The sequence below is a fragment of the Streptomyces sp. NPDC006610 genome (assembly GCF_040611575.1).
Taxonomy (GTDB): Bacteria; Actinomycetota; Actinomycetes; order Streptomycetales; family Streptomycetaceae; genus Streptomyces.
In genome coordinates this window covers 1-13,096 of record NZ_JBEXOP010000028.1, presented here as the reverse complement: position 1 = coordinate 13,096, position 13,096 = coordinate 1, and the positions used below count along the sequence as shown (strand labels likewise).

At 74.6% G+C, this 13,096-nt stretch carries 4 protein-coding genes; all 4 read right to left on the bottom strand.

The window, feature by feature from the left end; translation table 11 throughout:
- Nucleotides 1-10 precede the first annotated feature (10 nt).
- Nucleotides 11-1,267 (bottom strand): pyridoxal phosphate-dependent aminotransferase, encoded by a 1,257-nt coding sequence (locus ABZY13_RS22100; protein ID WP_356633305.1) that lies wholly within the window; start codon nt 1,265-1,267, stop codon nt 11-13.
- Nucleotides 1,268-1,328: 61 nt separating this feature from the next.
- Nucleotides 1,329-2,651, bottom strand: a complete 1,323-nt coding sequence (locus tag ABZY13_RS22095) for a lysine 2,3-aminomutase (RefSeq protein WP_356633303.1) — start codon at nt 2,649-2,651, stop codon at nt 1,329-1,331.
- Between the two features lie 310 nt (nt 2,652-2,961).
- Nucleotides 2,962-4,563, bottom strand: a complete 1,602-nt coding sequence (locus tag ABZY13_RS22090) for an amino acid adenylation domain-containing protein (protein WP_356633301.1) — start codon at nt 4,561-4,563, stop codon at nt 2,962-2,964.
- Between the two features lie 41 nt (nt 4,564-4,604).
- Nucleotides 4,605-13,096: SDR family NAD(P)-dependent oxidoreductase (locus tag ABZY13_RS22085; RefSeq protein ID WP_356633299.1), on the bottom strand; the 8,492-nt coding region annotated here is incomplete at its 5' end.

Genomic DNA, 13,096 nt, shown 5'->3' with positions numbered 1-13,096 from the left:
GCCGGACGGTTTACGAACACAATGCGGTGAAACTCTTCTCGAGCCGCTGGAGCACGCTCCGGACGTGGGGCAGCCGCACCGGGTCGGCCGAGTCCAGGGCCTGCTGCTGCTCCTCCTGCGTGTCGCCGTAGAGCATGCTCGTGGCGGCCTTGAAGCGCAGGGCCTGCGGGGAGTCGCCCAGGTGGTGCCCGGCCAGGACGGCGATGCCGTAGGTGTCGAACAGGTACTGGAACAGCGACGCCGAGTCGCACACGCCGTGCTCGGCGAGCACGGGCCGCACGGGTTCAAAGTCCGGGTAGACGTAGAACCCGCCCGTCGGCGGGCGGCACCGGGCCCCGGCCGAGAGCATGATGCCGTGCACCGCGCGGGCCACCGCCCCGTGCAGCCGGGCGCTCGCGGCGAGCCGCTCGCGCACCTCGGGCGGCTCGGCGAACGCGTACTCCGCGACGGCCTGCATGGGTCCCGCCAGGGTGGACCAGACCTCGCTGGCCACCGAGACCACGCCCTCCCGCAGCCGGGTCCCCCAGGGGCCCTCGGGGAAGCGGGCCGCGCCGATGCGCCAGCCGCCCAGCGCGAGGCTCTTGCTCAGCCCTGTCGTCACCACCGTCCGCCGGGGCGCCACCTCGGCCGGGCTGAGCACGGGCAGCGCGGGGTCGTGGACGATGTCGCGGTAGATCTCGTCGGAGACGACGAGCAGGTCCTCCTCCTCCGCGACCGCGCACACCGCGCGCACCAGGTCGGGCGGGGCGAGGGTCCCGGTGGGGTTGTCGGGCAGGGTGAGCACCACGATGCGCGGGTCGTGCCCGAGGGTGCGGGCGGCGGCGACGGTCTCGCGCAGCGCACCGGGCTCGGGCACTCCGCCGCATTCGTCGGGGATCGGCACGCCGAAGGCCCGCTTGCCCGCCAGCCGCGCCTGCGGGGCGTATGTGTTCCAGGCCGGCCGGGGCAGCAGCAGGTCGCCGGGGGCGGTGAGCTGCAGGGCCATCAGCAGCGGCTTGCTGCCCGGCGCGACCACCACCTGGTCGGGGTCGGTCGGCAGGCCGCGGCGGCCGAAGTAGCCCGCGACGGCCGCGCGCACGGGGAGCCCGCCGGCGACGGGGCCGTAGGCGTTGCGCCCCGCACCCTGGGCGAGCCGCTCGGTCAGCGGCCGGAAGGGGGGCAGCCGGGCCTCGCCGAAGCCGAGGTGCACGATGGACTCGCCCTCCGCCCTGCGCTGGTCCACGATGTGGTTGAGCGCCAGATTGGGGGAGACCTTGGCGTCGGCCATGGCCGGCTCCTCTCAGCGTGATCGACGGCCGGATCGGAGCCGGCCTCGGGGGGGTGCTCGGTCAGACCAGTCCGGTGTGCGCCGCGGTGAGGTCGTCCGGGGCGTTCTCGTCGAACTTCAGCTCGTCGAGCCAGGCCGCGCTGTCGCTGTAGTGCGCCCGGAAGGGGCGGCCGACCAGCTCCGGGTCACGGGCCTGGAGCATCCGCAGCTGGAAGTAGCGTCCGTGCGGGGTCTCCTCGACGCCGTCGACGACGACCTTGCCCGGGGTGGCCGACATGACCGGTCCGCGCACGGTGCGGGCGAGGCCGGGCAGGGTGCGGTAGGCGTCCTGGAAGATCCGGGCGGCCCGGGCGAGGGGCACCTTGAAGTAGTCGTAGGGGCCGGTGTCCCGCTCGACGAACATGTAGTACGGGACCACTCCGGCGGCGAGTTCGGCCCGCCACATCTCGCTCCACGTCTCGGCGTCGTCGTTGATCCTGGCGATCAGCGGCGCCTGGCCGTAGACGAGGGCGCCGGTGGCGCGGATCCGGGCCAGGGCCCGGCGGACGACGTCCGTGCCGAGTTCCCGCGGGTGACTGAAGTGCGCCATCACGGCGAGGTTGCGGCCGGACGCGACCACCTGCTCGAACAGCCGCAGCACGTCGTCGGCGTCCTGGTCGGTGACGAACCGCTGGGGCCAGTAGGCCAGCGACTTGGTGCCGATCCGGATCGTCCGCACGGTGTCCACGGCGAGCAGCGGTTCCAGGTGCCCGCGCAGCCGCTCGGTCGACATCACCATCGGGTCGCCGCCGGTGACCAGGACGTCGGTGACCTCGGGCCGTTCGCCGAGGTACTCGACGAGCAGCCGCGGGTCGGGCGCGGCGAAGCGCAGTTCGGCGTCGCCGACGAACTGCGCCCAGCGGAAGCAGTAGGTGCAGTAGGCGTGGCAGGTCTGGCCCTGGCCGGGGAAGTAGAGCACGGTCTCGCGGTACTTGTGCTGCATCCCGGGCAGTTGGGCGCCGTCCCGGGTGGGGACGTTCAGTTCCTTCTGCCCGGAGGGGTGCGGATTGAGGCGGGCCCTGATCCGCTGGACCAGCGCGGCGAGTTCGGCCTTGGTGTCCGGGGTCGCGGACAGTTCGGCGAGGTGGCGCTCGTCCTCGGCGGGGAGCATGCCCGTCTGCGGGAAGACGAGCCGGAACATCGGGTCGTCGGGGACGCGGTCCCAGTCGACGAGGTGCTGCAGGACGTAGTCGTTGACGCGGAAGGGCAGGACCTTCGACACCAGCCGCACGGCTTCCCGGACCTCGGCCGGCAGACCGTAGCGGTCCGCGATCTCGTCGCACTGGCGTGGCCCGTGGGCACGGAATCGCGGAGTCTCGAGGAGATTGGCTGCCAGCAGGGACATGCGGACATTCCTCTCGGTGGAGTGCGTCGAGGACTCCGTCTGCTGTCGACCGGAGCATGCTGATTGCGAGACCGACGGTAGTGACGGCGCCGTACCCGGTACCCCCCAGGCAACCCCAGCCGGACCCTTACGCGGGGTCCGGAGCGGGGGTGCGGGGGGAGCTTGGGGCGCGCCCGGCGGTCGGCGTGGGCCGGGGATCGGCGGCCGACGGCCGCCCGGGGTCGGCGGTCGCCGTCTGTCGCCGGTCGCTGGTCGTCTGTCACCGGTCGCCGGTCGTCCAGTCGTTCGCCGTTCGCCGGTGACCGTGGTCCTACGGGGTTCGGGCCCTCGCCCACTCCGTCAGTGCCCGGCGGTCGGTCTTGCCGTTGGCGGTGACCGGGAGGGCGCCGATCGACTCCACTTGCCGGGGGACCATGTACGCGGGCAGCGTCTGCTTGCAGAACGCGCCGAGCGCCTTGCCGTCGAGGGCGTCCGCGCCGGGTTCCGGCACGACGAAGGCGCCCAGTTCGGGGCTGTCCCCCTCCTTCGGCAGCGCCACTGCGGCCGCGGCGGCGACGCCGGGGTACTCCAGCAGGCGGCGTTCGATCTCGCCGAGTTCGACCCGGTTCCCGCGGATCTTGACCTGGAGGTCGGCCCGGCCGACGAAGTACAGCTCGCCGTTCTCGCCGTACTGCGCGAGGTCCCGCGAGCGGTACACCACCTGCCCGGAGCGCGGGTCGAGCGGGTCGGGCACCAGGGCCCGCCGGGTCGCCTCCGGGTCGTCCCAGTAGCCGGTGAACAGCGACGGCCCGCGCAGATGGATCTCCCCCGTCACGCCGGCCGCGTCGACCGGACTGCCGTCCTCGTCGATCAGCAGCATCTCGGCGCCGGGGTAGGCGTATCCGATGGAGAGCCGGTCCTGGTCGGGCGGGAGCGGGTTCGGCACGTCGGTCAGGGAGAACGCCATGGTCTCGGTCGGCCCGAAGCAGTTGACGACGCGTGCCCGGGGCAGCAGCGACTGCAGCCGGCGCAGCTCCGGAAGCGGGAACGCCTCGCCGGAGAACAGCACCCCGCGCACCTGGTCGGCGAGCGCGCCGATCCCCTCGCTCTCGTGCCGCAGCGCCGAACGCCAGATGGACGGCACCCCGTTGACCTGGGTGGCGCCGGTTTCCCGGAGGAACCGCAGCAGTCGGCGCGGCCAGTTGAGCAGTTCGCGCGGCACGGGGAGCAGGGTGGCGCCGCTGCCGAGGGCGAGGCCGATGTCCAGCAGCGAGAAGTCGAACTGCAGCGGCGAGGTCGTGGCCACCCGGTCCTCGGGGCCGACGATGCCGTGCTGGAGCATGCCCCGGTAGAAGGAGAGGACGCCGCGGTGACTCATCACCACGCCCTTGGGACGGCCCGTGGTGCCGGAGGTGAAGATGATGTACGCCGCGTCGGTGCCGACCGCCTCGCGCCGGCGCCGGGTGCGGGGCAGCGGCGGGCGCTCCACGATCACCCCGTCCGGGCCGAACCGTGCGGTGCCCACCTGCTCCGGGATGCCGTCGCGGCGTCCTTCGCGGGTCTGGAGGTGCAGTGCGGGCTCCGCGGCCTCGATGATCGACGCCAGGCGCGGCGCCGGCACCTCGGGGCCGACCGGGATGAAGGTCAGCCCCAGTGAGGAGCAGGCCAGCAGCATGGCCACGGCCGACGCCGAGTTGTCCGTCTCCAGGACGACCCGGTCGCCGATGTCGAGGCCGAGCTTGTCCAGGGCGAGGGCGTAGTCCTGCGTCCGCTGTTCGAGCCGACGGTAGGTCAGCAGGACCGGGGCGCCGTCCGTGGCGTCGTCGAGGATCGCCGGCCGGTCGGGGGCGAACCGGGCCTCGGCCAGCATGAATTTATGGATCCGCTGGGCCGCGCCGCGCTCGGCGTCGGCGGCCGCTCTGTTCGGGGTCACCGGAATCCCTCCCTCTCTCTTGCTCGGTGGCTGTGTCCGCCTCATGCGTCCCGCCACCCGGTCGCGGCGCGCGACAGTCGCGCCAGCCACTCGTCGATGGCCTGCGCGGTGGTCGGGGCGTCCTGTTCGGCGATGGTGAAGTGGGTGCCGGGCACCGTGCGCACGGCGTCGGCGGCGTCCCAGGTCGCCTGCCAGTCCGTCGCCCGGGGCGCGGGCGGTGCCGTGGACTCCGCGTCCGCGGCGGATTCTCGGTCCGACAAGGGTTCCCGGGTCGTGGCGGGTTCCGGGGTCGTGGCGGGTTCCGGTCCCGTCGTGGGTTCCCTTCCCGACGTGGTTTCCGCGTCCGTCGCGAAGGGGTCGCCCGCCTGGACGAACAGCAGCGGGGTGTCGATGCTCTCCTGCCGGAACTGCGGCAGGAGTTCGGCGTAGCGGCCCATGGCGGTGAGTTCCGCACTGCTGAACTCACCGAGGACGGCCGCTCGTTCCTCGACCGCGTACGCCATCCGGTCGAAGATCGCCTCGTTGATGCCGTGGCCCACCCGATAGGTGTCGGCCATGATGAGCGCCACCGGCCGAACGTCGTGCTCCCGTTCGAGGCGGGCGACGGTCGCGTGGGCGAGCAGGCCTCCGGATGAGAAGCCGTACAGGACGAACGGCTGTCCGCCGGCCGCCGCCAGCACGCTGTCGGTCAGTACGCGCACGGCCGCGTCCCAGGTGGCGGGCAGGCTCTCGTCCCGGCCGAAGCCCGGGGTGGGCAGCGCGACGACGGGCAGGGAGAGGCGGGCCGCGAGGCGGGCGTGCTGGTGCACTCCGCCGGCCACGGTCGGCGTGCTCAGGCAGATCAGCCGGGGCCGCTCGGGCCCGTCCGCGGGCTGCGGGCGGGCCGGGAAGGCCACCGGAGCCGGCAGGGCGGGCAGATCGGCGGTGCTCCCGAAGGTGGGCCGCAGGGCGGCGACGGCCTGGAGCATCGCCATGCCCTGCCGTGCGTTGCCTCTCAGGATCGCGCCGAGGAACAGGTCGTACAGGGTCTCCTCGCGCCGTCCGGCGACCGGTGAGGCGCCGGGTCGGCCGGGAGTCCGTCCCACGGGATCCGCGGTGCCGGCCGGGGCGGTGAGACGGGCGTGCAGGTGCTGGGCGAGTTCGGCCGGGTTCTTGCTGTCGAGGATCGCCATGGCCGAGAGGTTCAGCCCGGTCGCGGTGTTGAGCAGGTTGCGCAGCTCCACCGCGGTCAGCGAGTCGAAGCCGGCTTCCAGGAAGCCGCTCTCGGGGTCGACGGCGGACGCGTCGGCGTGCCCGAGCACCTGGGCGGCGCAGCCGAGCACGGTGTCCAGGACCAGCCGGGCGGCCTCGTCGTCGCCGAGCCCGGTGAGCCGCTCGCGCAGTGCGCCGCCGTCCGGCACGGGCCCGGCCGCCGCGGCCCGTCGGCGGGCCGTGGGAGCCAGTCCGCGCAGCAGGGCCGGGACCTCGTCGGTCCTGGTGCGCAGGGCGGCCGTGTCCACCCGCAGGGGCGCCAGTGCGGCCCGCCCGGTCGCCGGGGCCGCGTCGAAGAGCCACAGCGCCTCCGCCAGGGGCATCGCCGGTGTGCCCGAGCGGCGCATGCGCTGCCGGTCGGCCTCGGTCAACCACTGGCTGAGGCCCGTGTCCACGTCCCACAGCCCGTACGCCAGCGCGGTCGCCGGGAGCCCTTCGGCCCGGCGGCGCTGGGCCAGCCCGTCGAGGAACACGTTGGCCGCCGCGTAACTGCCCTGTCCGGCGGCCATGACCAGACCGCCGGCGGAGGACAGCAGCACGAACGCCGACAGGTCCAGGTCCCGGGTCAGCTCGTGCAGATGCCAGGCCGCGTCCGCCTTCGGCGCGAGCACCCCGTCGAAGCGTTCGGGGGTGAGCGCGCCGACCAGCCCGTTGTCGGCCACGCCGGCCGCGTGCACCACCGCGCGCAGCGGATGCTCCGCGGGGATGTCCGCCAGCAGCCGTGCCAGGGCGTCCCGGTCCGCCACGTCGCAGGCGGCCACGACCGCCCGGGCGCCGAGCCGCGCCAGCTCGGCCGTCAGCTCGGCGGCGCCGGGCGCCTGCGGGCCACGACGGCTGGTGAGCAGCAGTTGCCGGACCCCGTGCTCGGCCACCAGATGCCGGGCCAGCAGCGCGCCGAGCCCTCCGGTGCCGCCGGTGATCAGCACTGTGCCGTCGGGGTCCCACCCGGGGGCCCGGTCGTCCGCGACCGGCACCCGCGCCAGCCGGGGCACGAGCACCCGCCCGTCCCGGACGGCCGCCTCGGGCTCACCGGACGCGAGTGCCGCCGCGAGGCCGGACCAGGGGCCCGGCCGGGCGCCGGCCGCGCGCTCCTCCCGGCCTCGCGGGTCCTCCGGGCCCTCCAGGTCCACGAGCGCGAACCGGCCCGGGTTCTCCGCCCGAGCCGCGCGCACCAGTCCCCACACCGGGGCCTGCCGCACGTCGACCGGGTCGCCGTCGGCCGTGGCCACCGCGCCCCGCGTCGCCACGACCAGCCGCGACGCGGCGAACCGCTCGTCGGCCGCCCACGCCCGCACCGGCTCGAGTACGGACCGGACCGCCGCGCGGACCCCGTCGGGAACGTGCTCCCCGTCGGCGGCGGGCACCAGGAGGACCACCGCCTCGGGCACGGTCCCACCGGACTCGGCCAGGGCGTCCAGATCGGTGAACCGCGTGATGCCCGGGGGGAGTTGTGCCGCGTCGCCGATCACTGCCCAGCTCGGCGCCACCGTCGCGGTCCGCCCGGTTTCCGCTGCCGGGCGCCATTCGACGCCCAGCAGGGAGTCGCCGTAGCCGCTTGCCGCTCCCCCGAGTTGTTCCGTGGTCACCGGGCGCAGCACCAGCGCGGCCACCGAGGCGACCGGGGCGCCGCCGGAGTCGGCGAGGTCCAGGCGTACGGCGTCCTTCCGTCCCTCGGCGGGAGAGAGCCGTACGCGCAGCGAGGTCGCGCCGGCCGCGTGCAGGGTGACGCCGTTCCAGGAGAACGGCACGAGGGTTTGCGCCGCCTCGTTGGCGTCCGTGACGGGGCCGCCGAGCCCCAGGGCGTGCAGGGCGGCGTCGAGGAGAGCGGGGTGGATCCCGTACCGTGCCGCGTCGGTGTGCGCCCGCTCGGGCAGGGTCACCTCGGCGAACAGCTCCTCGCCGCGTCGCCAGGCCGACGTGAGCCCCTGGAAGACCGGCCCGTAGCCGAAGCCGTGCTCGCGCATCACGTCGTAGACGCCGCCCGTGTCGAGTTCGGCGGCGTCCGCCGGGGGCCAGTGCGCGAGGCCGTCCGCGCGGGCCGGGGCGCCCGTGGACAGCGTTCCGTCCGCGTGGCAGGTCCACGGGGCGCCGGGCTCGCCCTCGGCGCGGGAGTGGACGCGCACGCGTCGTCGGCCGTGTTCGTCCGGTGCCCCGAGGACGGTCTGCAGGCAGACGCCGCCGTCCTCGGTGAGCGTCAGCGGCGCCTGGAGCGTGAGCTCGTCCAGCGTGTCGCAGCCGACGTGGTCGCCGGCGCGGACCGCCAGTTCCACGAAGCCCGTGCCCGGCAGCAGGACGCTGCCCAGCACCTGGTGGTCGGCGATCCAGGTCTGCCCGGACAGCGACAGCCGGGCGGTGAAGGTGACGGCGCCCGAGTCGGGCTCGGGGACCGCCGCCGCGAGCAGGGGGTGGTCCAGCGCGAGCTGGCCGACGGAGGAGGCGTCGGACGCCGTCCGCTCCGACTCGACCCAGTACCGCTCCCGCTGGAAGGCGTACGTCGGCAGGTCCGTGCGGCGGGCGCCCGAGCCGGCGAAGAACGCCCGCCAGTCCACCGCCGCGCCGGACGTGTGCAGCCGGGCCAGGGCGGCGACCAGCGTCGCGGGCTCGGGGTGGTCACGGCGGGCCGCCGCGACCAGCACCGCCCGCTCGTCGGCGACCGACTGGCCGGCGAGCGCCACGGCCGCCCGGTCGGGCCCCAACTCCAGGAATCGGACGGCTCCTTGCTCCTCCAGGCACCGCACCGCGTCGGCGAACCGCACCGGCTCGCGCACCTGCCGCACCCAGTACTCGGGGTCGGTCAGCTCCTCGGCGATCCCGCCGGTCACCGTGGACACGACGGGTGTGCGCGGTCGCTCGTACGACAGCCTGGCCGCCGTCTCCCGGAAGCCGGCCAGCATCGGTTCCATGAGCGGTGAGTGGAAGGCGTGCGACACCCGCAGCCAGGACGTCAGGCGCCCCTCGGCCTCGAAGCGCGCCGCCAGTTCGACGACGTCGTCCTCCGGCCCGGAGATCACCACCGCCCGCGGCCCGTTGACCGCGGCGATGCCGACCCGGTCGGTGAGCCAGGGCCGTATCTCGTCCTCGGTCGCCTGCACCGCCACCATGGCGCCGCCGGCGGGCAGCGCCTGCATCGACCGGGCGCGGGCCGCGACGAGTTCGGCGGCGTCGGGCAGGGACAGCACGCCGGCGACGTGGGCGGCGGCGAGCTCGCCGACCGAATGACCGGCCAGGAGGTCAGGCCGCACCCCCCACGACTCCACCAGCCGGAACAACGCCACTCCGTGGGCGAACAGCGCGGGCTGCGCGAACCCCGTCCGGTTCAGCGCCTCCTGGTCCTCTCCCCACATCACGTCCCGCAGCGGCTGCCCCAGATGGGCGTCCAGCTCCCCGACCACGGCGTCGAAGGCCTCCGCGAACACCGGGAACGCCTCGTACAACTCCCGTCCCATGCCGATCCGTTGCGCCCCCTGTCCCGGGAAGAGGAAGGCGGTGCGGCCGGCGCGGCGGGCCGCACCGAGGATGACGCCCGGGTCGGACGCGCCCTCGGCGAGGGCGGTCAGTCCGCGGCGCAGGTCTTCCGGTCCGGTGCCGGTGATCGCGGCCCGGTGCGGGAGGGCGACACGCGAAGTGGCCAGCGAGTAGGCCAGGTTCAGGGGGGTGGGCGGCGCGCTGTGGTCGGCGCGGCTGCCGGGTCCGGTGGGCTCGGCCTCCTCGGCGTCTTCGGTGTGCTGGGTGTGATCGGTGGTGAACCGGAGGAGTTTGCGGGCCTGGGCGGCGAGCGCGGCGGGGGTGCGGGCGGACAGTATCCAAGGGAGCACCGGCAGGGGCGCCGTCTGCTGCGGCGCTTCACCGGCCGGTTCGACAGCCGGGGCGTCGGCCGCCGGGGCGGCCTCGATGATGACGTGGGCGTTGGTGCCGCTCAGCCCGAAGGAGGAGACCGCGGCGCGTCGGGGGCCGGTCCCGGCCGGCCACGGGCGCGCCTCGGTGAGCAGGGCGATGTTGCCCTCGGTCCAGTCGACGTGCGGGCTCGGCTCGTCGATGTGCAGGGTCGGCGGCAGCGTGCCGTGCCGCATGGCCATCACCATTTTGATGATGCCCGCCGCACCGGCGGCCGCCTGCGTGTGCCCGATGTTGGACTTGATCGAGCCGAGCCACAGCGGCCGGTCCTCCGGCCTCTCCCGGCCGTACGTCGCGAGCAGTGCCTGTGCCTCGATCGGGTCGCCGAGCCGCGTGCCCGTACCGTGCGCCTCCACGGCGTCCACCTCGGCGGCGGACAGGCCCGCGTTGGCGAGGGCCTGCCGGATCACGCGCTGCTGGGCCGGCCCGTTGGGGGCGGTGAACCCGTTGGACGCGCCGTCGGAGTTGACCGCCGAGCCGCGGATCACCGCGAGGACGGGGTGACCGTGGCGCCGGGCGTCGGAGAGGCGCTCCAGCAGCAGCACGCCCGCCCCTTCCGCCCATCCGGTGCCGTCCGCGGCCCCGGCGAAGGACTTGCAGCGCCCGTCGGGGGCGAGGCCCCGCTGTTCGCTGAAGTAGATCAGCGTCTGCGGGGTGGCCATGACGGTCACACCGCCGGCGAGCGCCAGGGAGCACTCGCCCGAGCGCAGTGCCTGCGCCGCGAGGTGCAGGGACACCAGGGAGGAGGAGCAGGCCGTGTCCACGGTCATCGCCGGGCCCTGAAGGCCCAGGGTGTAGGCGACGCGGCCGGAGACGACGCTGCCCGCGTTGTCGCCACCGTAGTCGTGGTACATCACGCCGGCATACACGCCGGTCGAACTGCCCTTCAGCGTCGCCGGGTCGATCCCGGCCCGCTCCAGGGCCTCCCAGGAGGTCTCCAGCAGGAGCCGCTGCTGCGGGTCCATGCCGAGCGCCTCACGCGGCGAAATGCCGAAGAAGCCGGCGTCGAACTCGGCGGCGTCGTGCAGGAAACCGCCGGACCGGGTGTACGTCCTGCCGGGCTTGCCGACCTCCGGGTCGTAGACGTTCTCGTCCCAGCCGCGGTCGACGGGGAAACCGGAGACGGCGTCGGCCTGCTCCGCCACCAGCCGCCACAGGTCCTCCGGTGTGGCCACCCCGCCCGGGTAACGGCAGGCCATGGCGACGATCGCGATCGGATCGTCCCGATCCGCCGGATCGGCGGCGCCGGTCCGCGCCGCGCCGGGCTGTCGCCGCTCGTCACGTTCCGAGAGCTCGTCGAGCAGATGCCGCGCCAGCACGGCAGGGGTCGGGTGGTCGAAGACCAGGGTGGCGGGCAGCCGGACGCCGGCGGCCCGGCCGAGGGCGTTGCGGAACTCCACCGCGGTGAGCGAGTCGAAGCCCAGCTCGCTGAAGGCCCGGTCCGGTTCGATGGTGTCGCCCGAGGCGTGGCCCAGCACGCCGGCGGCGTACCCGCGGACCAGGTCCAGCAGCAGGGCCTCGCGCTCCTCGACGGCGAGACCCGTCAGCCGGCTTTCCAGTGCCTGCCTTTCGGCTCCGAGTCCGGCTCCGATTGCGGTTCCGGTCCCGGCTCCGCTCACGGCTCCGTTATCGGCGTGTCCCGCCGGACGGGCTGGGGCGGTGGCTGTTCGACGTGTGAGCGGGCGTACGAGTGCCCGGAAGACGTGCGGCAGTGCCTCGCCCGCCTCGGCCAGTACCTTCGAATCGAGCACCATCGGCACCAGCAGCGCCGCGTCCGTCGCCGTGGCGGCGTCGAACAGGGCCAGGCCACGGTCGGCGTCGAGCGCGCCGACGCCGTTACGGCTCATGCGCCGGAGGTCGGCGTCGCCGAGCCCGTCGGCCATACCCGCCGTCCACAGTCCCCAGGCCAGCGACTGTCCCGGCAGGCCCTTCGCCCGCCGGTGGGCGGCGAGGGCGTCGAGGAAGGCGTTGGCCGCGGCGTAGTTGGCCTGGCCCGCGCCGCCGACGACGCCCGTGCCGGAGGAGAAGAGCACGAAGGCGGCGAGGTCGAGGTCCGCGGTCAACTCGTGCAGGTTCAGCGCGGCGTCCACCTTGGGGCGCAGGACGCCGGACATCCGCTCCGGGGTGAGGGTGCCGAGGAGGCCGTCGTCCAGGACGCCGGCCAGGTGGATCACCGCGGTCAGCGGGCGGTCGGCGGGAATGCCGGCCAGCAGCCCGGCGAGTGCGTCGCGGTCGGACGCGTCGCAGGCCGCGAGGGTGACGCCGGCGCCGAGGGCGGTGAGTTCGTCGGACAGCTGCGCCGCGGCGGGGGCGGCGGGGCCTCGCCGGCCGGCCAGGAGCAGGTGGCGTGCGCCGTGCTCGGTGATCAGATGCCGGGCGAGGAGACGGCCGAGGGCGCCGGTGGCGCCGGTCAGCAGGATGGTGCCGGTGGAGAAGGGGGTGGTGGCGGGGGCGGTGGGAGTGGAGGTGGTGGGAGTGGAGGTGGTGGGAGTGGAGGCGGTGGGAGTGGAGGCGGTGGGAGTGGAGGTGGTGGGAGTGGCTGGAGTGGTGTTTGTGGTGGGGGCGGCGGTGGTGCCGGGGCTGGTGCGGGTGGGAGTCAGGGGGGTGCGGGTCAGACGTGGGGTGTGGGGTGTGTCGTCCCGGAGGGCCGCCTGGGGCTCGCCGGTGCCGAGTACCGTCGCGAGGCGGGCCTCGGTGACGGGTCCGTCCAGGTCTGCCATGACGAACCGGCCGGGGTGCTCCATCTGGGCCGCCCGCACCAGCCCCCAAACGGCGGCGCCGGCCAGGTCCGTCACGTCCTCGCCGGGCAGCACGGCCACCGCGCCGTGCGTGACGATCAACAGGGTCGAATCGCTGAAGCGCTCCTCGGTGAGCCAGGTCTGGAGAACGCCGAGCACGCTGTTGACCCGAGTGTGCACCGCTTCGGCCGTCGTGCCCGGTTCGGTCGTGAGGACGACGACGTCCGGGACCGGAGCCCGGGGGTCCAACGTGTCCCAGTCGGTCGCGGTGCGGGTGCGGGGGGCGGCCGGGGCCGCCGGGCTCGGTTCGGGCAGCCACTCGAAGGTGAAGAGATTCTCGTGGAAGTCGGCCCGTGCGAGGGCGAGTTGCTGCTCCGACGCCGGGCGGCTGACCACCGAGCCCACCGAGACGACCGGTCGGCCCATGGCGTCCGTGGCCTCCAGGCTGAGGCTCTCGGGGGTGGGCCGGGTGAGCCGGACGCGGACCGTCGTCGCTCCGGTGGCGTAGAGGCGGACCTGGTTCCAGACGAAGGGCAGGGCTGTCCGGTCGCCGCCGCCGAGGAGGGCGGGGTGGAGGGCGGCGTCGAGGAGGGCGGGGTGGAGGGTGAAGCGGGTGGCGTCGGGGTGGGTGTGGTCGGGGAGGGTGATGT